The organism is Streptomyces sp. NPDC001339 (assembly GCF_042895955.1).
In the GTDB taxonomy this organism is placed as follows: domain Bacteria; phylum Actinomycetota; class Actinomycetes; order Streptomycetales; family Streptomycetaceae; genus Streptomyces.
The window spans coordinates 364,580-388,366 of the sequence record NZ_JBIAWT010000004.1; the positions used below are offsets into that span (position 1 = coordinate 364,580).

Here is a 23,787-nt window from a genome sequence, read left to right on the forward strand (position 1 = left end):
CGGGAGCGAGGGGGCACCACATGACGACGATCGCGCCGGAGGAGACGGCTCACGAGGCGGCGTTCGACGCCACCGTGGCGGCGGAAGAACGCGTCGAACCGCGGGACTGGATGCCGGACGCCTATCGCTCGACGCTCGTACGGCAGATTGCGCAGCACGCCCACTCCGAGATCATCGGCATGCAGCCGGAGGCCAACTGGATCACCCGCGCGCCGTCGCTGCGGCGCAAGGCGATCCTGATCGCGAAGGTCCAGGACGAGGCCGGACACGGCCTGTATCTCTACAGCGCCGCCGAGACCCTGGGCACCAGCCGCGACGAACTGCTCGACAAACTGCACTCCGGCCGCCAGAAGTACTCCTCGATCTTCAACTACCCCACCCTGACCTGGGCCGACGTCGGAGCCATCGGCTGGCTGGTGGACGGCGCGGCGATCACGAACCAAGTCCCGCTGTGCCGCTGCTCGTACGGCCCGTACGCCCGCGCGATGGTCCGCATCTGCAAGGAGGAGTCCTTCCACCAGCGCCAGGGTTACGAACTCCTGCTGCACCTCAGCCGCGGTACACCGGCGCAGCACGACATGGCGCAGGACGCGGTCGACCGGTGGTGGTGGCCGTCGCTGATGATGTTCGGCCCACCGGACGACGAGTCCGCGCACTCCGCGCAGTCCATGGCCTGGAAGATCAAGCGGCACTCCAACGACGAACTGCGCCAGCGCTTCGTGGACATCTGCGTCCCCCAGGCCGAGGCCCTCGGTCTCACTCTCCCCGACCCCGACCTGGTGTGGAACGAGGAACGCGGCCACTGGGACTTCGGCCCGATCGACTGGGCCGAGTTCCGAGAGGTCCTCAAGGGCAACGGCCCCTGCAACGAACAACGGATCAACCGCCGCCGGAGGGCACACGAGGAAGGCGCCTGGGTGCGCGAGGCGGCCGCCGCACACGCGGCCAAGCACGGAGAGGCCGGCCGATGACCACAGCACACCCCGCCGACACCCCCGCGGGCTCCGCGGCACCGGGCGCCGGGGCCACCGACTGGCCCCTGTGGGAGGTCTTCGTACGCAGCCGCCGCGGCCTCTCGCACAGCCACGCCGGCAGCCTCCACGCACCGGACGCCGAGATGGCCCTCCGCAACGCCCGCGACCTGTACACCCGCCGCTCGGAAGGCGTCTCCATCTGGGTGGTGCCGTCGGCCCAGATCACCGCGTCCTCACCGGACGAGAAGGACGCCTTCTTCGAACCGGCCGGCGACAAGCCCTACCGCCACCCGACCTTCTACGAGATCCCGGAGGGGGTGCATCACCTGTGACGGCATCGCCTTCGCCGGACGTCACGGCCACCCCCGCCCTGCCCCTCGGGGACGACGCCCTGATCCTCTCCCACCGCCTGGGCGAGTGGGCCGGCAACGCCCCGGCCCTGGAGGAGGAGGTCGCCCTGGCCAATATCGCGCTGGATCTGCTCGGCCAGGCCCGGGTGCTGTTGTCGCTCGCCGGCAACGAGGACGAGCTGGCGTTTCTGCGCGAGGAGCGGGAGTTCCGCAACCTCCAGCTCGTCGAGCAGCCCAACGGCGACTTCGCCCACACCGTCGCCCGCCAGCTGTACTTCTCCACCTACCAGGAGCTGCTGTACGAGCATCTCGCCGCAGGCGACGGCGAGTTGGCGCCACTGGCCGCGAAGGCCGTCAAGGAGGTCGCCTACCACCGCGACCACGCCGAGCAGTGGACCCTGCGGCTGGGCGACGGCACGGACGAGAGCCACACCCGGATGCAGCGCGCCCTGGATGCCTTGTGGCGCTTCACCGGCGAACTGTTCGAGCCGGTGAAGGGGCTGGAGGCAGTGCCCTGGCCGGCCCTCCGCGACGCCTGGACCGCACGCCTCGGCGACATCCTCGCCCGGGCCACCCTCACCGTCCCCGAAGGCCCCCAACGGGGTGCCTGGACGGCCGGCGCGGGCCGCCAGGGCCTGCACACCGAACCGTTCGGACGCCTGCTCGCCGAGATGCAGCACCTCCACCGCAGCCACCCGGGAGCGACATGGTGACCACCACCGCCCTCGAACAGGAACTGCTGGCGCTCGCCGGCTCCGTTCCCGACCCCGAGCTGCCCGTCCTCACCCTCGCCGAGCTCGGCATACTGCGCGATGTCCGGCTGACGGCCCCGGACCGCGTCGAGGTCCGGCTCACCCCGACGTACACCGGCTGCCCCGCCATCGAGGCGATGTCCGCCGACATCGAGCGGGTCCTGCGCGACCACGGCATGGCCGAGGTCGACGTCCGTACGGTCCTCAGCCCGCCGTGGACCACCGACGCCATCACCGCCGAAGGCCGCCGCAAGCTGGCCGAGTTCGGAATCGCACCACCCCGCCCGACGGGCCCGGCCGGCGGACCGGTCACCGTCGATCTCACCATCCGCTGCCCGCACTGCGGATCGACCGACACCACTCTGCTGAGCCGGTTCTCCGCCACGGCGTGCAAGGCGCTGCGGCGCTGCGAGTCCTGCCGCGAACCCTTCGACCACTTCAAGGAGTTGTGATGTTCCACCCGCTCCAGGTCAAGGAGATCGAGCGGCTCACGGACGACGCGGTGGCCGTCACCTTCGCGGTCCCGCCCGAGCTGCGTACGACGTTCCGGCACACTCCCGGGCAGCACATCGCACTGCGCAGGACGGCCGACGGACAGGAGATCCGCCGCACGTACTCCATCTGCACCCCCGCCACCGACGAGCCCGTACTGCGCGTGGGCATCCGCCTGGTCGAGGACGGCGCCTTCTCGACCTACGCGCTCAAGGAGCTGGCGGTGGGCGACACGGTGGAGGTCATGGCCCCCGCCGGCCGGTTCACCCTCGCCCCGCGCCCCGGCCACTTCGTCGGGATCGTCGGCGGCAGCGGCATCACCCCTGTGCTCTCCATCGCCGGCACCCTGCTGGCACAGCAGCCGGACGCCCGGTTCTGCCTCCTCCGCAGCGACCGCACGGCGGCGTCGACGATGTTCCTGGAGGAGGTGGCCGACCTCAAGGACCGCTACCCCGAGCGCTTCCAGCTCATCCAGTCCCTCTCCCGCGAGGAGCAGCAAGCCGGGCTGCCATCCGGCCGGCTGGACGAAACCCGGCTCCGCTCCCTGCTGCCCGCCCTCCTGAAGATCGACGCCATCGACGGCTGGTACCTCTGCGGGCCCTACGGCCTGGTCCAGGGCGCCGAGCGCGCACTGCGTGCCCTCGGCGTGCCCTGCACCCACATCCACGAAGAGATCTTTCACATAGACAACGGCACCCCGACCGCCCCCGCCGCCGCCACACCCGCGCACAGCGCCGTCACCGCCACCCTCGACGGCCGCTCCGGCACCTGGCCGGTCCACGACGGCGAATCCCTGCTCGACGCGGTACTCCGCAACCGCGCGGACGCCCCGTACGCCTGCAAGGGCGGCGTCTGCGGCACCTGCCGGGCCTTCCTGGTCTCCGGCGAGATCCGTATGGACCGCAACTTCGCCCTGGAATCCGATGAGGTCGACGCCGGCTACGTACTGGCCTGCCAGTCCCACCCGGTCACGGAGAAAGTGGAGCTGGACTTCGACCGCTGAACGGCTCCGTGATCGCTGCACCGGCTCCGCGGCCGGCTGAACCGGCCCCGTGCTCTCTGCACCGGCCCCACCACCGCCGAACCGGCCCGCAGGCCGATTCCGCCCTCGCCGCCATTCCCAATTCCTGAAACCTGTTCTACCTTGACGCCTCGTCAGGTCATGGCGCGGCGCGGGAGGACGGACCAGTGGACTTCACCTTCACCGAGGAGCAACAGGCCGCCGTCGAAGCGGCCAAGGCCGTCTTCGCGAAGGTCACGCCGGACGGTGTGCCCAGCCCCGCGCTCACCCCCGGCGCGGTCGCCGACGACTTCGACCGTGCCCTGTGGCGCAAGCTCGCCGACGCCGACCTGCTCGGCCTGCCCATCGCACCCGAGCACGGCGGCACGGGCCTGGACGCCCTCGCGCTCTGCCTCGTACTGCGCGAGTCGGCCAAGGTGCTGGCGCGCGTGCCGCTGCTGGAATCCGGCGCCGCCGCGCACACGCTCCAGAACCATGCGGCGGACGAGCTCCGTACGGAGGTCCTGCCCAGGATCGCCACCGGGGACCTCGTCGTGACCGTCGCAGCCGCCGGCCGCACCGGGCACGAACCGGCAGAAAGCGCCGTGGATGCCCACCAGGACGGCCCCGACTGGATCCTCGACGGCACCCAGACCGCCGTCCCCTGGGCCCAGACGGCGGACCGGATTCTGCTGCCCGCCCACACCTCCGACGGTCACGCCGTACTCGCCCTCGTCCCCCGCGCCCGCCCCGGCGTCACGCTCGAAGACCAGATCTCCACCAGCGGGGAGCGGCACGCCGAGGTCCGGCTGGACTCCGTACACATCAGCACCCGGGAGGCGATCACCGACCCTGCGGCCTGGGAGTCGCTGCGCAACCTCCTGACCACCGGCGTCTGCGCCCTCGCCCTGGGCATCGGCACACGCGTACTGGAAATGACCAGCGACTACACCAGCAAACGCGAACAGTTCGGGTTCCCGGTGGCCACGTTCCAAGCCGTCGCCGTCCAGGCCGCCGACCGTTTCATCGATCTCCGCGCCATGGAGGCCACGCTCTGGCAGGCAGCCTGGCGCCTCACCACCGGCGCACCCGGCTCTCTGCCGCCCGCGGGAGATGTCGCGGTCGCCAAGATCTGGGCCTCGGAGGGCATACGCCGCGTCGTCCAGACCGCCCAGCATCTGCACGGCGGCTTCGGCGCCGACACCGACTACTCCCTGCACCGCTACCACGCCTGGGCCAAACAGCTCGAACTCTCCCTCGGCCCCGCGGCCGCCCACGAAGAAGCCCTCGGCGACCTGCTGGCGGCACACGCGCTGGGGTGAGGCGGGGTGAGGTGGAGGCGAGCTGAGCTGCGATGAAGGGAGCGCGGGGAAGGCAGAGTCCCCGCTGCGTCACAGATCACAGACGCCGAGGCCGCGGCAGCACCTCAGCGATCACGAATCGCTAGATGATCGCGCCGGTGCCGCCCTTGCCGTCCGACACCGGACGACCGGTGGCCTCCCACGCCTGCATGCCGCCCGCGACATTCACCGCGTCAATGCCCCGCTGGAGCAGATACTGCACCACCTGGGCCGAGCGCCCACCGACCCGGCACAGCACATACACCTTGCCGCCCTCGGGCGCCTTCTCGGTCAGTTCCCCGTAGCGGCCGACGAACTCGCTCATCGGGATGTGCAGCGCGCCTTCGGCATGCCCCGCCTCCCACTCGTCGTCCTCGCGCACGTCCAGGAGGAAGTCCTCGGACGTGAGCTCCTCCACACCGACCGCGGGCATAGAACCAAAATGCATACCGACGACGCTACCCGACCAGCTGCGCGAGGTACGCCTCACGCTCTGCGACATCGGCGAGCAGCTTCTCGGCGATCTCGTTCAGCAGCGCATCGGGGTCATCCGGCGCCATCTTGATCATCGCGCCGATCGCGCTGTCCTCCAGCTCGGCGGCGGTGGCGGCCAGCATCTCCTTCCGCGCGGCCAGCCACTCCAGCCGGGCGTACAGCTCCTCGCTCTCGCTGGGCCGCGCCTCGGCCGGGGCGGGACCGGACTCCCACTCGCGGGCCAACTCCCGCAACGCCGCTTCGTCACCCCGGGCGTACGCCGCGTTGACCCGGGCGATGAAGGCATCCCGCCGTGCCCGCTCCGCATCGTCCCGTGCCAGGTCAGGATGGGCCTTGCGCACCAGGTCGCGGTAGACCTTGCGAGCCTCCTCGCCGGGCCGCACCTTCTGCGGCGGCTGCACCGACTGCTCGGTGAGCATCGCCTGTGCCTCGTCGAACAGCCCATCCGAGCCCATCCAGCCGTGGAACAGCTCCTCGACCCCCGGCATCGGCAGCACCGACGCCCGCGCTTCCTGCGCCTTACGGATGTCCTCGGGGTCGCCGGTACGCGCCGCCACGGCCTCGGCGATCTGCGCGTCCAGCTCGTCCAGCCGCGCGTACATGGGACCGAGCCGCTGATGATGCAGCCGGGAGAAGTTCTCCACCTCGACCCGGAAGGTTTCGACGGCGATCTCGAACTCGATCAGCGCCTGCTCCGCGGCCAGCACCGCCTTCGCCAACCGCCGCGTCGCCTCCTCGTGCGCCCCGCTCTCATCCGCTGCACCACCCGGCTCACCCGGGGCACCCGATGTGCCCTGTGGTGCGCCCGTTCCGTGCCGGCCGTCCTGCGCGTTCTCCGCGTGCGAGTTCGTCACCTGGCCAGCGTACGGCCATGGGGAGCCGTGGCCCTCCGCCGCCTTCCCCTCTCCTCTGGGGCCCCTCCCCCCCCCGCCCCTCCCCTCCCCGTCAGCCCGGCCACGCCAGGCACAGCCGAGCACACCGGCGGTGTCGGGAACGTCGACCACGCTGGGCACGCCGAGAACACCGGCCGTGTCGGGAACGTCGACCACGCCAGACACGCCGAGAACACCGGCCGTGTCGGAAACGTCGACCACGCTGGGCACGCCGGCCACGTCGGCCCCTCACACCCCCATTTCCGCTGCTATGCGTCCACTCTTGACGGCCGCTGTCAGGGCCGCGTGGTCGGCCTCTGTGCGGTTGGCGTAGGAGACCGCGAACGCGGCTATCGCCTCGTCCAGTTCCTCGTTCTTGCCGCAGTAGCCGGCCACCAGGCGCGGGTCGGCACCGTGTGCGTGGGCCCGGGCCAGGAGTGCGCCGGTCATTCGGGCGTAGTCGTCCAGCTGCTCGCCGGTCAGCTGCGCCGGGTCCACGCTGCCCTTGCGGTTTCTGAACTGGCGTACCTGGAAGGGAAGTCCGCCGCCGGTGCCGTAGCGGGCGTCGACGCCGGAACCACGCGGCGCCGTATCCGTATCCTGCACCGTCGTCCAGCCCAGCAGGATGTCGCTGACGACCTGCATCCGGCGCTGCCCGAGCACCACCCGGCGCCCCTCGTGCGCCACCGACGGCATCGGGAAGCCGGCCTTCTCCACATACGGAGCCAGCACCGAGCCCCGTGCCTCCTTCACCTGGAGGACGAGCGGCTCGCCCCGGTGATCCAGCAACAGCACCACGTACGACCGCAGGCCCACACTGCCGGTGCCGACCACTCGGAAGGCCACGTCGTGCACCGCATAGCGAGCCAGCAGGGGCAGCCGGTCCTCGGGGAGAGTCTCCAGATACGTGGCCAGGGAGGCCACCACGGCCGCCGCTTCCCCGTCCGGCACCCGCCGCAGCACCGGCGGCGCATCCACGAACCGGCGTCCGCCGTCCTCCGTCTGTTCCGTCGCCTTCGCGGCGAACCGCGCGCTGGTGTTCTTGCGCGCCTTGGCCGACACCTGCTCCAGCGTCCCCAGCAGATCCCGGGCGTCCGTGTGCGAGACCAGTTCCTCGTCCGCGATGGCGTTCCACGCCTCGGTCACCGGCAGCTTCGCCAGGAGCCGCATCGTGCGCCGGTACGCGCCCGTCACGTCCTGCGCCGCTTTACGGCACTCGTCCTCACCGGCCCCCGCCTCTCGGCCCGCCAGCACCATCGACGTCGCCAGCCGCTTCACGTCCCACTCCCACGGCCCGTGGAGGGTCTCGTCGAAGTCGTTGAGGTCGATGACGAGACCGCCCCGGGCATCCCCGTAAAGACCGAAGTTGGCGGCGTGCGCGTCCCCGCAGATCTGCGTTCCGATACCGGTGACGGGACCGCCCATCAGGTCGTACGCCATCAGCCCCGCCGACCCGCGGAGAAAAGCGAAGGGGCTCGCGGCCATCCGGCCGACCCGTATCGGCGTCAGCTCGGGCAGTCGGCCAGCGTTGGACTCCTCGACCGCCGCGACCGCGTCCGGCCGCCCGGCCGTGATCGACAGCGCGGCTTGCCCGGCACGGGGAAAGCGCTCCCGCAGCGCCCGGCCCACGGCCTTGGGCGACGGCCCCGACGGCCCCTGCGCATCGGCCTTCGCGAACCCCGGTACGTACGGCACACGCGACATGGCGAGCCACCTCCCCCTTCACGACCTGCGTCTGTTGCGCACCTTGGTGCGTCCGTTCGTCGTGCCGCCGCGCATCGTTCATGGCGTGCCGGTCGGCTCTCGGCCTGCCGAGCCGTCCCGGCCTGCCGATGAGCCATGACGTTACCGACACCCCGTCACGGTCCGCACGGCCTGTGGACAACTCCATGAACGGCCGTATGCCGAGCCGCCGATCGCCTGATGCGCCGGGGGGCTCCGGTCGTTACACCCCTACCGCCTCTTCCAGTTCTTCCTCCGTCTCCTCGTCCGTTTCCGCGTCCGCGTCCACAGGGCCCGTGCACTTGTATGACCGCGACGGAACCTGCCCCGGCAGGTGGGCTGCCGTCTCCGCCTCCGCGGTACGTCGCCGCTTCTCGGCCACCGCTGCCACCCCGGCCATCACCAGACCGGCGACCAGCCACAGCGCCAGCGTCCAGACGTGTCCGGACAGGCCGTAGCCGTCGAAGTAGACATGGCTACGGGCGCCCTCCAGAAAGCCCGCACCGTTCCAGAAGGAGTGCAGCGCCGCGAAGAATCCGTTCTGCAGCTCGGGGCGGAAGACCCCGCCGGAGGACGTGAAGTTGAGCATCACGAAGAGGGCCATCACGCCGAGCGTCGTCCAGCGCTTGAGGAAGGTGTGCAGCCCGGTGCCGATCAGCAGAATGCCGGCGGAGTAGAGCCAGGCCATCCCCCACACACCCGGCAGGCCACGGTCGACGAGATGGAAGACCGGACCGGCGAATGCCGCGCCGATCAGGCTGACCACGAAGGACGTACCACTCGCCAGCGCCACGCGCAGCCGGAGCGGGAGCACGGCACCGGCACCGCCGATCACCGCGACCGAGGCGTACGAGCCGATGCTGATCGCCACCAGGAGGAAGAAAAGGCCCTGGCCGGTCGGGTCCCCCTCGGTGGTGGGCACCACGTCGGTGATCTTCAGCGGGGCGCCCTGCCGCGCGGCGACGGGGGTGAAGACCTTCTGCACGGCGGAGGCGCTGGTGTCGGAACCCGCGGTCGCCACCAGCAGTTCGGGCGCGGGCCGCGCGGCGGGACCGGCCGCCTCCTTGCCCGTACCGGCCGTACTGCCGGGCGCGTCCTTCGCCCCCGGTGTCCCCTTTGCCCCTGGCGTCTCCTTCGCGCCCTGAGCCTCCTTCGCCCCCTGCGTCTTCGCGTCGATCACATACGCGCCGAAGATGTCCTGTCGCTTGAGCTGCTCCACCGCCGCCGACCGGTCGCCGACGGTCCGTACTTCGAGGTCACCATGCGTCTTGTCGTTGATCGACTGGGCGAGCAGCTGTGCGCTCCGGGTCGGTCCGACGACCGCGACGGGCAGGTGGTGCGGCGCGGGGTGCGCGAACGCGCCCAGGTAGGCCAGTCCCATGCCGACGCACATCAGGAGCGGGGTGAGGAGGTGCGCGAGGACGTGCCGCAGCCCCGCGGAGTGCGCGGAACGCATGGAGCGCATGGAGCGCACGGAATGGGCGGAGTGGGTGGAGCGGGCGGAGCGGGCGGAGTGCGCCGAGCGGGCAGATCGTACTGTTCGTGCTGTTCGTTCCGTTCGTGCAGCGCGCGCAGAGCGCACGGAACGGTCTGTGCTCGGCGCGCCCTGGGCGCCTCGGTGGTCGTCGGGATCTCGGACCGTACTCATGGGGCAGGCCTTCTCAGCTCGTCGCTACGTCGCTCGGTTCGTCGGCTCAGCTGGTGCCGGCTGCGGCCGTGAAAGCCGACAGTTGGCAAATGCAACTCACAGTGCAGCGCTCAGCGCCACACCATTCGGTGGAGCTTCCCAGTGCGGAGCTTTCCCAGCGGAGTCGAAGGGTTGCGCAATACAACCTCGCACTAACGTTGTACTATACAACCATCCCTACGGAAGGCAAGCCATGGCTCATCGCGACGACTCCGTCGAGACCATCCAGCAGGAGATGACGGCATTCGCCCGGCGAGCCCGCGCGACCGCCGCCAGGATGCACCCCGAACTGTCCCTGGTCTCCTACACGCTGCTCGCACACCTCGATGACCAGCGCGGATGCCGCGCCATGGACCTCGCGGCGCACTACCTCCTGGACAAGTCCACGGTCAGCCGGCAGATCGCCGCGCTGGAGAAACTCGGCTTCGTCGAACGCCGCGTCGACCCGGACGACCACCGCGTCCAGGTCCTCCACCCCACCGAGAAGGGCTCCCAGGCGCTCGCCAGCGCCGGCGCCAGCCGCCGCCAGGCCTTCCATGAGCGGCTTGCCGATTGGGACGAGGAGGACCTCCAGCGCTTCGCGACGTATCTACGGCGCTACAACGCCGCGCAGCAGCAACTCCCGTAACCACTCGCGCCCGTAGCCATTCGCGCCACCCCCGCAGCCGCTCCGTGGCCCCCCGTAGCCGCTCCGTAACTCCCCAACTCCCGTAGCGGCCCCCACCATTCCCGGAACCGCTCGCGTTATTTACGAAACCGCTCCGGGCACTGCCCGCCATCGGCGAGATACCTCTCCGCCCAGCGCCCCAGCTCCTTGAGCGCCGGCTCCATCGCCAGGCCCGCCTCCGTCAGCCGGTACGAGACGCGCAGCGGCGGCCCGGCGTCCACCTCGCGCAGCAGCAGACCGACCGCAGCCAGTTCCATGAGGCGGTCGGAGAGCATCCGCTCACTGATCCCGGGGATGGCCCGCCGCAGATCGGCGAAGTGCACCGGGCCCGGCATCAGGGTGGCGACGATCAACCCCGTCCAGCGCTTCCCGAACAGCTCGAAGACGCGCGCCATGCCCGTGTCGACCTGCCTGCACGTCGCCTCACTGTGGTCCGCCATACACCCAGAGTACCGCCCTCCCGTTTGCTACTGAAGAAAAGTAAGTTACTGTGCTATCAATAGCAACGTACGGAATTCAACCAACGGTCGGGGCACCGCCCGGCCACGCAGCGAAGGACCGCCCCATGGCCACGCTTCTGCTCATCGACTCCTCTGTCTTCCCCGAAGGCGGCTCCGCCTCCCGTTCGGTCACCGCCGCCTTCCGCCAGGCCTGGGAGGAGCAGCACCCCGACGGCACGGTCATCCACCGCGACCTGGCCGCCGACCCGCTGCCGCACCTCGACGGAGTCGCTGCCTCCGCCGGCTTCGCCGACCCGGCCACCCACACCCCCGAGCAGCAGACCGCCTTCGCGCTGCGCGTCCGGCTCGCCGAGGAGCTGGAGCAGGCCGACGCGGTCGTCATAGCCGCTCCGATGTACAACTTCACGATCCCCTCGACGCTCAAGGCGTGGCTCGACCAGGTGATCATCATGGGTCGCACCGCGGGCGAGGAGCCGTCCGCCAAGGGCACACCCGCCATCGTCGTCGCCAGCCGCGGCGGTTCGTACGCGCCAGGCACGCCCCGTGAGTCCTTCGAGTACGTACAGAACTACCTGGAGGCCGTCCTCAACGGCGGTATGGGCCTTGAGGTCGACTTCATCGTTCCCGAGCTGACCATGGCGCCCCAGAACCCGGCGATGGCCGAGCTCGTCCCGATGTACGAGGCGTCCCGCGAGAAGGCCCACGCGGACGCGGCGGCCAAGGCCAAGGCCCTGGCCGAGCGCCTCGCCGCCGCCTGAGCCAGAGCCAGAGCCGGAGCCGAAGCCAGAGCCCGCAGCCTCACCCCGGGATACCTCACCGGGGTGAGGCTCCGGCGCGACCCCGGCCCGCTCGTGACGAACGCAACAACACGGGTGAACACCACAACACAGGTGTCAACAAATGCCTCACAACAAAAGGCCCCCGGCTTCCGGATTTCTCCGGAAGCCGGGGGCCTCATCTGTGCGCGAGGGGGGAGTTGAACCCCCACGCCCTTTCGGGCACTGGAACCTGAATCCAGCGCGTCTGCCTATTCCGCCACCCGCGCATGGGTGCTGTCGGTTGATTCTTTCACAGGATCCGGGCTGTTCTGTCCGGTCCGGTGCGAGCGCCTTCCGACATCCAGAACATTAGCACGCTGGCAGGGGTGGGTTCACACGCCCTTTCCCCGGCGCCCGGTCATCGGCACCCGGGACCGGGCGGCGGGCCCCGTACCGTGCGGCGGGCCCCGTACCGTGCGGTGCCGCTCCGTCCGTGGGTGGCGGCAGCGGGCCGTACCGTGTCCGACTCCGGCCCCCGAGCGGTCCGCACGGTCGTCAGTTGCGGGACACTGTCACCGGGGCACATCTACGATCGCAGTGCAACGAAGCAAACGAAGCCGTGGAGTGTGCGGAGCACGGGCAGCGGAGTGCGCGGAGGGCGCACCGGCGGCACCGTGCGCAAACAGCAGTGACAAGGAGCAAGCAGGCACCGGGCAACCTTGTGAGGGGCGACACTCGTCCTCAAGGCGGGAAAGGGGAACCAGCCGATTTCCCGACGCGTGGATACGATCAGTAAGCAGTATCAGGACGGGTACCAGGACCGGTACCAGGCCGGCCCGAGCAGGACGACCCGGACGAGGACTGGGGAAGGAGGTGCCCCGTGGGAGTACTGAAGCGCTTCGAGCAGCGTCTCGAAGGTCTCGTCAACGGCACCTTCGCCAAGGTGTTCAAGTCAGAGGTACAGCCCGTTGAGATCGCCGGCGCACTGCAGCGCGAGTGCGACAACAACGCCACCATCTGGAACCGCGACCGCACGGTCGTCCCCAACGACTTCATCGTCGAGCTGAGCACTCCGGACTACGAGCGCCTGAGCCCGTACAGCGGGCAGCTCGGCGACGAGCTCTCGGGCATGGTCCGCGACTACGCGAAGCAGCAGCGCTACACCTTCATGGGGCCGATCAAGGTCCATCTGGAGAAGGCCGAGGACCTCGACACCGGCCTGTACCGGGTGCGCAGCCGTACGCTCGCCTCGAGCACCTCGCAGGAGCAGCCCGGCCAGGGGGCGGCCCAGCGCGCGTCCGCCGTGCCGCACGGCGGCCGGGCGGGCGGCGGTCATGTGAGCGCGCCCCCGATGCCGTCCTCCCCGCCCCCCGGCGGCGCACAGCCCGCACCCCGTACGGCACCGTCCGGTGCAGGGCCGCAGCCCTACGCACAGACCAGGCGCTGGGTCGAGATCAACGGCACCCGCCACCAGATCTCGCGCCCCACGCTCGTGCTGGGCCGCAGCACCGACGCTGACGTACGGATCGACGACCCGGGGGTCTCCCGGCGTCACTGCGAGATCCGGGTCGGAACGCCCTCCACGATCCAGGATCTGGGGTCCACCAACGGCATCGTGGTGGACGGGCAGCACACCACCCACGCTAGTCTCCGCGACGGCTCGCGGATCCTCGTGGGCAGTACCACCATCATTTACCGGCAAGCCGAAGGGTGAAGCGGGGGCAATGTCAGAGCTGACCCTCACGGTCATGCGGTTGGGTTTCCTCGCCGTACTGTGGCTGTTCGTCATCGTGGCCGTTCAGGTCATCCGCAGCGATCTGTTCGGCACCCGCGTCACTCAGCGCGGTGCCGCCCGGCGCGGCGGGCAGGAAGCGCGTACCCAGCGCCAGGCCGCCGCGCCCCCGCAACAGCAGCAGCGTCGCCAGGAGCGCCGTCAGGACAGCGGCCGGGGCGGGCGTCAGCGCCGTGGTGCCCCCACGAAGCTGGTGGTCACGGAGGGTTCGCTGACCGGCACCACCGTCGCCCTCCAGGGCCAGACGATCTCACTGGGCCGTGCCCACGACTCCACGATCGTGCTGGACGACGACTACGCGTCCAGCAGGCATGCCAGGATCTACCCGGACCGTGACGGCCAGTGGATCGTCGAGGACCTCGGTTCCACCAACGGCACGTACCTGGACCGGACCCGACTGACGACCCCGACACCGATCCCGCTGGGAGCCCCGATCCGCATCGGCAAGACCGTTATCGAGCTGCGGAAGTAGTACGAGAATGAGCGAGCGGAGCGAGCGAGCCGCAGCGGTCCACTCGGCGGACCGGGGCATGCTCCCGACCGGAGGGTGGGCAGTGTGGCTCGACGAGACCGGCTGTACCCCGAGCCGACGGGTGAGGTGCGCATGAGTCTGTCCCTGCGCTTCGCCGCCGGATCGCACAAAGGCATGATCCGCGAGGGCAACGAGGACTCCGGCTACGCCGGGCCCCGGTTGCTCGCCATCGCCGACGGTATGGGCGGCCAGGCCGCCGGTGAGGTCGCCTCCTCCGAGGTGATCTCCACGCTCGTTCAGCTCGACGACGACGTTCCGGGCTCGGACATCCTGACCTCGCTCGGCAACGCCGTACAGCGCGCCAACGACCAGCTGCGGGTGATGGTCGAGGAGGACCCCCAGCTGGAGGGCATGGGCACGACCCTGACCGCCCTGCTGTGGACCGGGCAGCGGCTCGGGCTCGTCCATGTCGGTGACTCGCGCGCCTATCTGCTGCGCGACGGTGTGCTGACGCAGATCACCCAGGACCACACCTGGGTGCAGCGGCTGGTCGACGAGGGCCGGATCACCGAGGAGGAGGCCACCACGCATCCGCAGCGGTCGCTGCTGATGCGGGCGCTCGGGAGTGGTGATCATGTCGAGCCGGATCTGTCGATCCGCGAGGTGCGGGCCGGCGACCGGTATCTGATCTGCTCGGACGGGCTGTCCGGGGTCGTCAGCCACCAGACGCTGGAGGAGACCCTCGCCAGCTACCACGGGCCGCACGAGACGGTCCAGGAGCTGATCCAGCTCGCGCTGCGCGGCGGCGGGCCCGACAACATCACCTGCATCGTCGCCGACGTCCTGGACGTGGACGGCAACGACACGATGGCCGGGCAGTTCAACGACACCCCGGTGATCGTCGGCGCGGTCGCGGAGAACCAGCACCAGCTCAACGACCCCAGCACGATGCAGACGCCGGCCGCCCGGGCCGCCGAGCTCGGCCGGCCCGGCGGGCCGCAGCAGGCCGCTCCCGGCGGCGCGTTCGGCCCGCCCGGAAGCGGTGACCCGGAGGTCGGCGGTCCGCCGCAGGGCTCCTTCGGGGCGTTCGTGGACGAGGACTTCGTCAAGCCCCGGCGGCGCGGCACGTGGCTCAAGCGGTCGCTGCTCATCGTGCTGGCGCTCGGCCTGATCGGCGGCGGCGCCTACGGCGGCTACCGCTGGACGCAGACCCAGTACTTCGTCGGCGCCAAGGACGACCACGTCGCGCTCTACCGGGGCATCAGCCAGGACCTCGCCTGGTTCAAGCTGAACAACGTGGACCAGGACCACCCCGAGATCGAACTCAAGTACCTGCCCTCGTACCAGCAGAAGCAGATCAAGGCGACCATCCCCGCCGACAGCCGTACGGAGGCCGTGGAGCGGGTCACCGCGCTGAGCCTGCAGGCCACCGCCTGCCGCAGCAAGGAGCAGCGCGAGGCCGCCGAGCGCGAGGCGGCGCGCAACAAGGGCAAGGGGCAGGTGGGCTCGCCGCCCAAGCCCGGTACACCCGGCGCGAAGCCCGGTGGCACCGACGCGGCGGGCACGGCCGGAGCCCTCGCGGCGACCGCGACCCCGACTCCCACACCCACTCCCAGCCAGGCCCCCTCCGAGGACCAGCTGAAGCTGGAAAAGAATTGCAGCACCCAGCAGTGAGGGCGTAGGGGGCCGGACAACTCATGAGCAGTACCACCAACACCACCACAATCGGCACCATCGGAGCCCCGAGCCGCCGCAACACCGAGCTCGCGCTGCTCTTCTTCGCGGTGGTCATTCCGGTGTTCGCCTACATCAACGTCGGGCTCGCCAAGGAGGAGACCGTCCCCGCCGGTGTGCTCGGCTACGCGGGCGGGCTGAGCCTGCTGGCGGGCGTGACGCACCTCATCGTGCGCAAGTGGGCCCCGTACGCGGACCCGCTGATGCTGCCGATCGCCACCCTGCTCAACGGCCTGGGGCTGGTGTTCATCTGGCGTCTGGACCAGGAGCCGCAGATCACCACCAAGATCCTGGGCGGGCCGATGGCACCGGGCCAGCTGATGTGGTCGACGCTCGGTGTCGCGCTCTTCCTCGGCGTACTGATCTTCCTCAAGGACCACCGAGTCCTCCAGCGCTACACCTACATCTCGATGGTCGTGGCGCTGGTCCTGCTGATCGCGCCGGTCTTCTTCCCGGCGAAGTTCGGCGCGCGCATCTGGATCACCATCCCCGGTGTCGGCTCGCTGCAGCCCGGTGAGTTCGCGAAGATCATCATCGCGATCTTCTTCGCCGGGTACCTGATGGTGAAGCGGGACGCGCTCGCGCTGGCCAGCCGCCGCTTCATGGGCCTGTACCTGCCGCGCGGCCGGGACCTCGGCCCAATCCTGGTCATCTGGGCGCTCAGCCTGATGATCCTGGTCTTCGAGACCGACCTGGGCACCTCGCTGCTCTTCTTCGGCCTCTTCGTGATCATGCTGTACGTGGCCACCGAGCGCACCAGCTGGATCGCCTTCGGCCTGCTGCTCAGCGCCGCCGGCGCGGTGGGCGTGGCCACCTTCGAGTCGCACGTCCAGACCCGTGTCCACAACTGGCTCAACCCGCTGGAGCTGGCGTCCAACGGCGGTGTCACCGAGACCGCCCAGGCCATGTACTCCTTCGGCTCCGGCGGCATCCTCGGCTCCGGTCTGGGGCAGGGCTACTCCCGGCTCATCGGCGGTATCGCCCCCAAGAGCGACTACATCCTCGCCACCGTCGGCGAGGAGATCGGGCTGGCCGGCCTGATGGCCATCCTGCTGCTGTACGGCCTGCTGATCGAGCGCGGTATCCGTACGGCGCTGGCCGCCCGTGACCCGTTCGGCAAGCTGCTGGCCGTCGGCCTCTCCGGCGCCTTCGCCCTCCAGGTCTTCGTCGTCGCCGGCGGTGTGACCGGTCTGATCCCGCTGACCGGTATGACCATGCCGTTCCTCGCCCAGGGCGGCTCCTCCGTGATCGCCAACTGGGCGCTGGTCGCGCTCCTGCTCCGGATCAGCGACACCGCGCGCCGCCCGGCGCCCAGCCCCGCCCCGTCCACCGACGCCGAGATGACCCAGGTGGTCCGCCCGTGAACAAGCCGCTGCGCCGGGTCGCGATCTTCTGCGGCCTGCTCGTCCTCGCCCTGCTGGTCCGCGTCAACTGGGTGCAGTTCGTCGACGGTGACAAGCTCAAGAACGATCCGAACAACCGCCGGGTGGCCATCGCGCGCTACAGCATCCCGCGCGGCAACATCATCGTCGGCGGCAAGGCCGTCACCGGCTCCACCACCACCGACAGCGGCGACTTCAAGTACAAGCGCACATACAAGAACGGCACGATGTGGGCGCCGGTCACCGGCTTCGCCTCCCAGGCCTTCGACGCCAACCAGCTGGAGAAGCTCAACGACGGCATCCTCACCGGCACCGACGACCGGCTCTTCTTCAGCCGCACGGTCGATATGTTCACCGGCACCAAGCAGAAGGGCGGCAACGTCGTCACCACGCTGAACGCCAAGGCCCAGCAGGCCGCGTTCAAGGGGCTGGGGAACAACAAGGGCGCGGTCGCCGCGATCAACCCGGAGACCGGTGCGATCCTGGCCCTGGCCAGCACCCCGTCCTACGACCCGTCCAGCTTCGCCGGGATGAGCGACAAGGACGCCAAGGCGTACAACGCGCTGCAGAAGAAGAACAACGCCGACGATCCGATGCTCAACAGGGCACTGCGGCAGACCTACCCGCCCGGCTCCACGTTCAAGGTCGTCACGGCCGCGGCGGCGCTGGAGAACGGTCTCTACACGGACGTCGACGCCAAGACGAACTCCCCGCTGCCCTGGACGCTCCCGGACACCACCCGCGAGCTGAAGAACGAGGGCAACATCCCCTGCGAGAACGCCAGCCTGCGCGAGGCGCTGCGCTGGTCCTGCAACACCGTGTTCGGCAAGGTCAGCGCGGACCTCGGCAACAAGAAGATGAAGGCCGAGGCGGAGAAGTTCGGCTTCAACGACTCGAAGATCGACACCCCGGTCCGGGCCTCGGCGAGCATCTTCCCCAAGGACAACCGCCCGCAGAACGCGCAGGCCGGCATCGGCCAGGCCTCCAACCGCGCCACCCCGCTGCAGATGGCCATGGTCGCCTCGGCGGTCGCCAACAACGGCAAGCTGATGAAGCCGTACATGGTCGAGCAGCTGGTCGCGCCGAACCTCAACGTGGTCCAGCAGCACACTCCGCAGGAGATGAGCCGCCCGCTCTCGCCGGAGAACGCGCAGAAGGTCCAGAGCATCATGGAGACCGTGGTCGAGAAGGGCACGGGAACCAACGCCCAGATCCCGGACGTCACGGTCGGCGGTAAGACGGGTACGGCTCAGCACGGCGAGAACAACAAGGACAACCCGTACGCCTGGTTCATCTCCTACGCGAAGACGGACAAGGGCTCCCCGGTCGCGGTCGCCGTGGTCATCGAGGGCTCCGACACTCTGCGCGACGACATCGCCGGCGGCAAGCTCGCCGCCCCGATCGCGAAGGGCGTCATGCAGGCGGTACTCGAAAGCGGAAAGTGACCCGGGTCATGCCCATACCGGTCATGTATCAGGTTGCGGCTCCGGCCCGGTCCACCACGGCGTCCCGGGTACGGTAGCCCGGACAGCACACCGCCGGACCACACACGGGTGCGGTCGGGACTGACGGAGAGGGCTGGAGAAGCTTATGGAAGAGCCGCGTCGCCTCGGCGGCCGGTACGAGCTGGGCTCGGTGCTCGGCCGCGGTGGCATGGCCGAGGTGTACCTCGCACATGACACCCGCCTGGGCCGCACCGTCGCCGTGAAGACGCTCCGGGCGGACCTCGCCCGTGACCCGTCCTTCCAGGCCCGGTTCCGCCGTGAGGCCCAGTCGGCCGCCTCGCTGAACCATCCGTCGATCGTCGCGGTCTACGACACCGGCGAGGACTACGTCGACGGGGTCTCGATCCCGTACATCGTCATGGAGTACGTGGACGGCTCCACGCTGCGGGAGCTGCTGCACTCCGGGCGGAAACTGCTGCCCGAGCGCTCGCTGGAGATGACCATCGGCGTGCTCCAGGCGCTGGAGTACTCCCACCGGGCCGGCATCGTCCACCGCGACATCAAGCCCGCGAACGTCATGCTGACGCGCACCGGCCAGGTCAAGGTCATGGACTTCGGTATCGCCCGGGCGATGGGCGACGCCGGTATGACGATGACGCAGACCGCGGCGGTCATCGGCACCGCGCAGTACCTCTCACCGGAGCAGGCCAAGGGCGAGCAGGTCGACGCCCGCTCCGACCTGTACTCCACCGGCTGCCTGCTCTACGAGCTGCTCACCGTCCGGCCGCCGTTCGTCGGTGACTCGCCGGTGGCGGTGGCCTATCAGCATGTCCGCGAGGAGCCGCAGCAGCCCAGCACCTTCGACTCCGAGATCACGCCGGAGATGGACGCGATCGTCCTGAAGGCGCTGGTCAAGGACCCGGACTACCGCTACCAGTCGGCCGACGAGATGCGTGCCGACATCGAGGCGGCACTGGACGGCCAGCCGGTCGCGGCAGCCGCCGCCCTGGGCGCGGCCGGTTACGACCAGGACCAGCCCACCACGATGCTGCGGGCACAGGATCCGGCGGGCCAGACCTCCCTGCTCCCCCCGGTGAACCCGGACGACGGCGGCTACGGCTACGACGAGCGCGCCGACCGGCGGGGCGGCGGCGCCCGGAAGAAGAGCCACACCTCGACGATCCTGCTGGTCGCCGCGGCGGCACTGGTCCTGGTCGGTGCGATCTTCATCGGCAAGGCGATGTTCAGCGGCAACAAGACGGGCGGCAAGTCGGCGGTCCCCAACCTCGTCGGCAAGACGGTGGCGGATGCCAAGCAGTCCGGGGTGAACGGCGGCTTCACGGTCAACGTGAGCGACCGCAAGGCCTGCGACAACGTCAAGAAGGGCCAGATCTCCGGGCAGGCTCCGGAGGCCGGTACCGAGATCGGCAAGAACGAGAAGGTCGACGTCACGGTCTGTACGGGCGCGGTCCAGATCACGATCCCCGACGTCACGGGCATCCCGTTCGAGGACGCCCGCAAGGAGCTCGAGAGCAAGGGCTTCACCAACGTCGAGCAGAAGCTGGAGGAGTCCGACCGCAAGGCGGGCATCGTCATTCGCCAGAACCCCGACGGCAAGGCCGCCAAGGACGCGAAGATCACGCTGACCGTGGCCCAGGCGAGCCCGAAGGTCACCGTCCCGCCCGTCGTGGGACAGGACTTCAACGCGGCGAACAAGCAGCTGACCGACCTGGGCTTCAAGGTCACCAGGACCGAGAAGGAGACCTCCGACCCGAATCAGGTCGGCAAGGTGACCGAGCAGAACCCTGGGGCCAGCTCCGAGGCCGAGACCGGTTCCACGGTGAACCTCACGGTCGGCAAGGCGGCGGCTCAGACGCCGGTGCCGGGTGTGATGGGCCGGACGGTCAAGGAGGCGAAGCAGGCGCTGCAGCAGGCCGGCTTCACCAACATCCAGTTCGCGGCCGGCAGTTCGCCGGACGACAACGCCCGGGTGGTCACCCAGGACCCGGCGCCGAACACCCCGGCCGACCCCAAGGCCACCACCGTGACGCTCACCACCATCGGTGGTAACGGTGACAACGGAGGCAACGGCGGCTTCATCGGCGGACCGTTCGGACACTGACGGCACGGCATGACGGAGCCCCGGCCGCCCTTGGGAGGGTGGCCGGGGCTCCGTCGTGTGTGCGGGTCCTGCCGGAGGCGTACGGGGGGGGACAGGGGCCTAGCGCAGTTCCTTCGGCGGGGTGCGGTCCGCGTCGACCTTCTCGGTGCGGACCAGTTCGCCCCAGACGATGTAGCGGTAGGTGGAGGTGTAGACCGGGGTGCAGGTGGTCAGGGTGATGTAGCGGCCGGCCTGGTCCTTGCCGGAGCCCTCGGGGACCTCGTCGAGGACGCCCACATTGAACTTCGAGGTCTCCGGCAGCTTCGCGAAGACCTTGTAGACGTACCAGGTGTCCTTGGTCTCGAAGACGACCGGATCGCCGTCCTTGAGTTTGTCGATGTTGTGGAACTTGGCGCCGTGGCCGTCGCGGTGCGCGGCCAGCGAGAAGTTGCCCTTCTTGTCGTTCGGCAGCGCCGACTTGACCGGCTTGGTGTAGTAGCCGGCCACCCCCTCGTTGAGGACCCCTGCGTCGGTGCCCTTCTTGACCAGCACCTCACCGCTGGTCATCGCCGGTACGTGCAGGAAGCCGATGCCGTCCTTGCTGTCGAACTCCTCCGGCTTCTTGTCCGGCTTGCTGCTCGCCCAGTGCTTGCGGATCTCGTCGCCCTGCCGGTGCGCCGCGCGGTCGGCGAGGACGTTGGTCCACCACAGCGAGTAGGCGACGAAGAGGCCCATGATCAGGCCCGCCGTGATCAGCAGCTCACCGATGACGCTGACGACGGAGGCAATGGCCCTGCGTACCCGGCGCGGTGTGGGGGGCGGCGCGGACCGGTCGCTTTCCCCTTCGGTTCCGGTTGCTGTCACCGCGTAGCACCCCTCTTGTCTTGTACTCAGCCGCCGAGCGCTTCCGGTTTGCCCTTGCTCCGCGGCCGCTCGTCGACCATCTTGCCCCAGACGATCATCCGAAAGGTACTGGTGAACTCCGGCGTGCAGGTGGTCAGGGTGAGGTAACGGCCCGGGCCGGTGAATCCCGAGCCGCGCGGTACGGGATCGATCACGCTGACGTTGCCGGGCGACGTCTGCGGGAGGATGCTCTCCATCTCGTACGTGTAGTACGCGCTCTGCGTCTCAACGATGATCTTGTCGCCCTTGGCAAGCCGGTTGATGTAGCGGAACGGCTCGCCATGGGTGTTGCGATGGCCCGCGACCGCGAAGTTGCCCTTCTTGTCCCAGGGCATCGCCGTCTTGAGCCCGCTGGCCTCGTCGTAGTGCCCGATCATGCCGTGGTCCAGCACCGATTTCTTGGCGATGCCTTCGGCGATGGGTGCCTTGACGTCCAGCTTCGGGATGTACATGATCCCGAAGCGCTCACCGGCCGCGAGGTCCTTCTTCTCGCCGCCGCCCTTGTCCCACTCGTGCTGGAGGGTGTTGGCGGCGCCACCCGCCTCCTGCTCGGCGCGTACGTTCGTCCACCACAGCTGGTACGTGACGAACAACAGCATCAGGACACCGAGGGTGATGAACACCTCGCCCAGCGCCCGGCTGACGATCAGGCTGGGGCTGTCTTTGGCGGCGCGTGCGGCCTTCCGGGCCTCCACACGGGACAGGGTGGCGGACACCGGCTGGGAAGCCGTGGCAGCGGACGCGGAGATACCGGCCGCGCCACCGTGACGTGCGCGCCGCCCGCCGCGCCTGGCGGCCCCCTGAGCGGCCTTACGGCGCTCCGCACGGCCCCCGGTCGCCGGAGCCGGTAGGACGGGCACTGTTTCACGTGAAACGGCCGCGTCAGCCGCGGTGGTTTCACGTGAAACAGCCACGCCGGTTGCCCGTGTTTCACGTGAAACAGCATCTGCGCGCCGCTTCTCGGCCTGCCGCAGCGCCATGGTCTCGTCATCGTCCGGCCAGGGCGCGGGCACGGAGGGCACGGAGGGTGCTGAGAGCGCGGGCTTCGACTCGACCGGGGCCGCGGAGGAGACGGTGGGTGGGGGGACCGACGAGACAGCGGGAGGCGATACCGGCCGGTGTCCCGGGGGGACCTGACGGGCCGGGGCGGGCCGCTCCGGCTCCTGGCGCGGGCGGAACCACGGCGAGCCATGGGTCAGGCCCTCGTCGGCCGGTTTTCCCCGTCGGCGGCCGCGGCCCGGTTCGTCGAGCGGGCTGGTCACCGGCCGGGCGGGCGGGCCGGCCGCCGGACGGTCGAGGGGCCGGTCGAGCGGACGATGTGCGGGGCGGTCGGGGCGTCGATGCGAGGGCCGGTTGGGCCGTCCGGCCGCCGGCGCCGCCTGGCCCGGCAGGGGATCGTTCAGCGGGTCGTCGAGCTGCTCCACCGCGGCTTCGAACGCATCGGGCTGGGCATACGGGTCCGGTGGACCGTACGGCCCCTGGGACCCGTGCTGCCGTCCCGGCTCGTACGGGTCGTAGGGTCTCCCCCCACGCTCAGGACGCAGGGCAGTCATGCGCCGGCCTTGCCGACCACCGGGGCAAGCCCCGTCGAACGCTCCACAGCTCCCTTGTCGCCGCATTCGACGAGCCAGTTGGCCAGCATCCGGTGCCCCCACTCCGTCAGCACCGACTCGGGGTGGAACTGCACGCCCTCGACGGGGAGTTCACGGTGCCGCAGGCCCATGACGATCCGCCCGCCGGGAGCGTCCTCGGCCTCCGTCCAGGCGGTGACGGCCAGTTCGTCGGGGACGGTGTCCGGCTCGACGGCCAGGGAGTGGTACCGGGTGGCGGTGAAGGGCGAGGGCAGACCGGCGAAGACCCCGGCGCCCTCATGGTCGACCAGCGAGGTCTTGCCGTGCAGCAGCTCGGGCGCCCGGTCCACCACTCCGCCGTACGCCACCGCCATCGACTGCATGCCCAGGCACACACCGAAGACCGGGACGCCGGTGTCCGCGCAGTGCCGGACCATGTCGACGCAGACACCGGCCTGCTCGGGCGTCCCGGGGCCGGGCGAAAGAAGCACCCCGTCGAAACCGTCCTGAGCGTGCCGCGGCGCGACCTCGTCGTTGCGCAGCACCTCACACTCGGCACCCAGCTGGTACAGGTACTGGACGAGGTTGAAGACGAAGCTGTCGTAGTTGTCGACGACGAGAATGCGTGCGGTCATCGGAGAGCTGCCATCCCTTGGTCGACCGTGACGTCATTGAAGGGGAGCAGCGGCTCCGCCCACGGAAAGACGTACTGGAAGAGTACGAAGACCACCGCCAGCACCAGCACCACGGAAATCAGCGTCTTCACCCACGTGTTGCCCGGCAGATGCCGCCAGATCCAGCCGTACATGCTGTCGCT

At 69.8% G+C, this 23,787-nt stretch carries 23 protein-coding genes and 1 tRNA gene; 14 read left to right on the top strand and 10 right to left on the bottom strand.

What is annotated here, in order from left to right:
- Positions 1 to 20 precede the first annotated feature (20 nt).
- From paaA to ACFY12_RS13890, 6 genes are all read left to right on the top strand, one after another.
- A complete protein-coding gene (paaA, locus tag ACFY12_RS13865; protein ID WP_390716000.1) occupies positions 21 to 971 on the top strand; it encodes a 1,2-phenylacetyl-CoA epoxidase subunit PaaA in 951 nt (316 codons plus the stop codon).
- Positions 968 to 1,306: a 1,2-phenylacetyl-CoA epoxidase subunit PaaB gene (paaB, locus tag ACFY12_RS13870; protein WP_390716001.1), complete on the top strand. Its 339-nt coding sequence runs from the start codon at positions 968 to 970 to the stop codon at positions 1,304 to 1,306. The genes paaA and paaB overlap by 4 nt, the downstream gene beginning before the upstream one ends.
- Positions 1,303 to 2,037, top strand: a complete 735-nt coding sequence (paaC, locus tag ACFY12_RS13875) for a 1,2-phenylacetyl-CoA epoxidase subunit PaaC (RefSeq protein ID WP_390716002.1) — start codon at positions 1,303 to 1,305, stop codon at positions 2,035 to 2,037. The genes paaB and paaC overlap by 4 nt, the downstream gene beginning before the upstream one ends.
- Complete coding sequence (gene paaD / locus ACFY12_RS13880; protein WP_066929014.1) at positions 2,031 to 2,528, top strand: 1,2-phenylacetyl-CoA epoxidase subunit PaaD; 498 nt, start codon at positions 2,031 to 2,033, stop codon at positions 2,526 to 2,528. The genes paaC and paaD overlap by 7 nt, the downstream gene beginning before the upstream one ends.
- Complete coding sequence (locus tag ACFY12_RS13885) at positions 2,528 to 3,571, top strand: 2Fe-2S iron-sulfur cluster-binding protein (RefSeq protein ID WP_390716003.1); 1,044 nt, start codon at positions 2,528 to 2,530, stop codon at positions 3,569 to 3,571. Before paaD ends, ACFY12_RS13885 begins: the two co-directional genes overlap by 1 nt.
- 185 nt (positions 3,572 to 3,756) lie before the next feature.
- Entirely contained in the window at positions 3,757 to 4,890 is a 1,134-nt protein-coding gene (locus ACFY12_RS13890) for an acyl-CoA dehydrogenase family protein (protein WP_390716004.1), read from the top strand.
- A 121-nt stretch (positions 4,891 to 5,011) separates the two neighbouring features.
- Here the strand turns inward: ACFY12_RS13890 and ACFY12_RS13895 are convergent, their stop codons facing one another.
- From ACFY12_RS13895 to ACFY12_RS13910, 4 genes are all read right to left on the bottom strand, one after another.
- Complete coding sequence (locus tag ACFY12_RS13895; protein WP_390716005.1) at positions 5,012 to 5,356, bottom strand: rhodanese-like domain-containing protein; 345 nt, start codon at positions 5,354 to 5,356, stop codon at positions 5,012 to 5,014.
- Positions 5,357 to 5,366: 10 nt separating this feature from the next.
- On the bottom strand, positions 5,367 to 6,257 hold the full coding sequence (locus ACFY12_RS13900) for a J domain-containing protein (RefSeq protein ID WP_390716006.1): 891 nt from the start codon (positions 6,255 to 6,257) through the stop codon (positions 5,367 to 5,369).
- 267 nt (positions 6,258 to 6,524) lie between these two features.
- Positions 6,525 to 7,979 (bottom strand): DUF2252 domain-containing protein, encoded by a 1,455-nt coding sequence (locus ACFY12_RS13905; protein WP_390716007.1) that lies wholly within the window; start codon positions 7,977 to 7,979, stop codon positions 6,525 to 6,527.
- Between the two features lie 241 nt (positions 7,980 to 8,220).
- Complete coding sequence (locus ACFY12_RS13910) at positions 8,221 to 9,453, bottom strand: ABC transporter permease (RefSeq protein ID WP_390716274.1); 1,233 nt, start codon at positions 9,451 to 9,453, stop codon at positions 8,221 to 8,223.
- A 424-nt stretch (positions 9,454 to 9,877) separates the two neighbouring features.
- Here ACFY12_RS13910 and ACFY12_RS13915 point away from each other — a divergent pair, with 424 nt between their 5' ends.
- Positions 9,878 to 10,312, top strand: a complete 435-nt coding sequence (locus tag ACFY12_RS13915) for a MarR family winged helix-turn-helix transcriptional regulator (RefSeq protein WP_390716008.1) — start codon at positions 9,878 to 9,880, stop codon at positions 10,310 to 10,312.
- Positions 10,313 to 10,428: 116 nt separating this feature from the next.
- Here ACFY12_RS13915 and ACFY12_RS13920 read toward each other — a convergent pair whose 3' ends face one another.
- A complete protein-coding gene (locus ACFY12_RS13920; protein ID WP_390716009.1) occupies positions 10,429 to 10,791 on the bottom strand; it encodes a winged helix-turn-helix transcriptional regulator in 363 nt (120 codons plus the stop codon).
- A 125-nt stretch (positions 10,792 to 10,916) separates the two neighbouring features.
- Between ACFY12_RS13920 and ACFY12_RS13925 the strand changes: the two genes are divergently transcribed.
- Positions 10,917 to 11,570 carry an FMN-dependent NADH-azoreductase gene (locus ACFY12_RS13925; RefSeq protein ID WP_390716010.1) on the top strand — a complete coding sequence of 218 codons (654 nt, stop codon included), beginning with the start codon at positions 10,917 to 10,919 and terminating at the stop codon, positions 11,568 to 11,570.
- A 203-nt stretch (positions 11,571 to 11,773) separates the two neighbouring features.
- On the opposite strand, the gene ACFY12_RS13930 is transcribed toward ACFY12_RS13925, so the two are convergent.
- Positions 11,774 to 11,857: transfer RNA gene (locus ACFY12_RS13930), tRNA-Leu, on the bottom strand.
- 593 nt (positions 11,858 to 12,450) lie between these two features.
- On the opposite strand from ACFY12_RS13930, the gene ACFY12_RS13935 reads away from it, so the two are divergent.
- From ACFY12_RS13935 to pknB, 6 genes are all read left to right on the top strand, one after another.
- Complete coding sequence (locus ACFY12_RS13935; RefSeq protein ID WP_390716011.1) at positions 12,451 to 13,284, top strand: FhaA domain-containing protein; 834 nt, start codon at positions 12,451 to 12,453, stop codon at positions 13,282 to 13,284.
- 10 nt (positions 13,285 to 13,294) lie between these two features.
- Positions 13,295 to 13,834, top strand: coding sequence for an FHA domain-containing protein (locus ACFY12_RS13940; protein ID WP_066929118.1), 540 nt, complete (start codon positions 13,295 to 13,297; stop codon positions 13,832 to 13,834).
- Between the two features lie 132 nt (positions 13,835 to 13,966).
- Complete coding sequence (locus ACFY12_RS13945; RefSeq protein ID WP_390716275.1) at positions 13,967 to 15,508, top strand: PP2C family protein-serine/threonine phosphatase; 1,542 nt, start codon at positions 13,967 to 13,969, stop codon at positions 15,506 to 15,508.
- 23 nt (positions 15,509 to 15,531) lie between these two features.
- Positions 15,532 to 16,932 carry an FtsW/RodA/SpoVE family cell cycle protein gene (locus ACFY12_RS13950; RefSeq protein ID WP_390716012.1) on the top strand — a complete coding sequence of 467 codons (1,401 nt, stop codon included), beginning with the start codon at positions 15,532 to 15,534 and terminating at the stop codon, positions 16,930 to 16,932.
- A complete protein-coding gene (locus ACFY12_RS13955; RefSeq protein WP_390716013.1) occupies positions 16,929 to 18,395 on the top strand; it encodes a peptidoglycan D,D-transpeptidase FtsI family protein in 1,467 nt (488 codons plus the stop codon). The genes ACFY12_RS13950 and ACFY12_RS13955 overlap by 4 nt, the downstream gene beginning before the upstream one ends.
- A 145-nt stretch (positions 18,396 to 18,540) precedes the next feature.
- Complete coding sequence (pknB, locus tag ACFY12_RS13960) at positions 18,541 to 20,517, top strand: Stk1 family PASTA domain-containing Ser/Thr kinase (RefSeq protein ID WP_390716014.1); 1,977 nt, start codon at positions 18,541 to 18,543, stop codon at positions 20,515 to 20,517.
- Between the two features lie 99 nt (positions 20,518 to 20,616).
- On the opposite strand, the gene ACFY12_RS13965 is transcribed toward pknB, so the two are convergent.
- The 4 genes from ACFY12_RS13965 to ACFY12_RS13980 are packed head-to-tail and all read right to left on the bottom strand — an operon-like array spanning position 20,617 to position 23,778.
- A complete protein-coding gene (locus tag ACFY12_RS13965; protein ID WP_390716015.1) occupies positions 20,617 to 21,360 on the bottom strand; it encodes a class E sortase in 744 nt (247 codons plus the stop codon).
- Positions 21,361 to 21,386: 26 nt separating this feature from the next.
- Positions 21,387 to 22,952 (bottom strand): class E sortase, encoded by a 1,566-nt coding sequence (locus ACFY12_RS13970; protein WP_390716016.1) that lies wholly within the window; start codon positions 22,950 to 22,952, stop codon positions 21,387 to 21,389.
- Entirely contained in the window at positions 22,949 to 23,605 is a 657-nt protein-coding gene (locus tag ACFY12_RS13975) for an aminodeoxychorismate/anthranilate synthase component II (protein WP_390716017.1), read from the bottom strand. The genes ACFY12_RS13970 and ACFY12_RS13975 overlap by 4 nt, the downstream gene beginning before the upstream one ends.
- Positions 23,602 to 23,778, bottom strand: coding sequence for a hypothetical protein (locus tag ACFY12_RS13980; RefSeq protein WP_181690299.1), 177 nt, complete (start codon positions 23,776 to 23,778; stop codon positions 23,602 to 23,604). The genes ACFY12_RS13975 and ACFY12_RS13980 overlap by 4 nt, the downstream gene beginning before the upstream one ends.
- Positions 23,779 to 23,787: the final 9 nt, after the last annotated feature.

What these genes read in the sequence shown, in the direction of transcription:
- paaA (WP_390716000.1), top strand. Translation starts at nt 21, where the DNA reads ATGACGACGATCGCGCCGGAGGAGACGGCTCACGAGGCGGCGTTCGAC.
- paaB (WP_390716001.1), top strand. Translation starts at nt 968, where the DNA reads ATGACCACAGCACACCCCGCCGACACCCCCGCGGGCTCCGCGGCACCG.
- paaD (WP_066929014.1), top strand. Translation starts at nt 2,031, where the DNA reads ATGGTGACCACCACCGCCCTCGAACAGGAACTGCTGGCGCTCGCCGGC.
- ACFY12_RS13885 (WP_390716003.1), top strand. Translation starts at nt 2,528, where the DNA reads ATGTTCCACCCGCTCCAGGTCAAGGAGATCGAGCGGCTCACGGACGAC.
- ACFY12_RS13895 (WP_390716005.1), bottom strand. Translation starts at nt 5,356, where the DNA reads ATGCATTTTGGTTCTATGCCCGCGGTCGGTGTGGAGGAGCTCACGTCC.
- ACFY12_RS13905 (WP_390716007.1), bottom strand. Translation starts at nt 7,979, where the DNA reads ATGTCGCGTGTGCCGTACGTACCGGGGTTCGCGAAGGCCGATGCGCAG.
- ACFY12_RS13910 (WP_390716274.1), bottom strand. Translation starts at nt 9,453, where the DNA reads ATGCGTTCCGCGCACTCCGCGGGGCTGCGGCACGTCCTCGCGCACCTC.
- ACFY12_RS13915 (WP_390716008.1), top strand. Translation starts at nt 9,878, where the DNA reads ATGGCTCATCGCGACGACTCCGTCGAGACCATCCAGCAGGAGATGACG.
- ACFY12_RS13920 (WP_390716009.1), bottom strand. Translation starts at nt 10,791, where the DNA reads ATGGCGGACCACAGTGAGGCGACGTGCAGGCAGGTCGACACGGGCATG.
- ACFY12_RS13925 (WP_390716010.1), top strand. Translation starts at nt 10,917, where the DNA reads ATGGCCACGCTTCTGCTCATCGACTCCTCTGTCTTCCCCGAAGGCGGC.
- ACFY12_RS13940 (WP_066929118.1), top strand. Translation starts at nt 13,295, where the DNA reads ATGTCAGAGCTGACCCTCACGGTCATGCGGTTGGGTTTCCTCGCCGTA.
- ACFY12_RS13945 (WP_390716275.1), top strand. Translation starts at nt 13,967, where the DNA reads ATGAGTCTGTCCCTGCGCTTCGCCGCCGGATCGCACAAAGGCATGATC.
- ACFY12_RS13950 (WP_390716012.1), top strand. Translation starts at nt 15,532, where the DNA reads ATGAGCAGTACCACCAACACCACCACAATCGGCACCATCGGAGCCCCG.
- pknB (WP_390716014.1), top strand. Translation starts at nt 18,541, where the DNA reads ATGGAAGAGCCGCGTCGCCTCGGCGGCCGGTACGAGCTGGGCTCGGTG.
- ACFY12_RS13970 (WP_390716016.1), bottom strand. Translation starts at nt 22,952, where the DNA reads ATGACTGCCCTGCGTCCTGAGCGTGGGGGGAGACCCTACGACCCGTAC.
- ACFY12_RS13975 (WP_390716017.1), bottom strand. Translation starts at nt 23,605, where the DNA reads ATGACCGCACGCATTCTCGTCGTCGACAACTACGACAGCTTCGTCTTC.
- ACFY12_RS13980 (WP_181690299.1), bottom strand. Translation starts at nt 23,778, where the DNA reads ATGTACGGCTGGATCTGGCGGCATCTGCCGGGCAACACGTGGGTGAAG.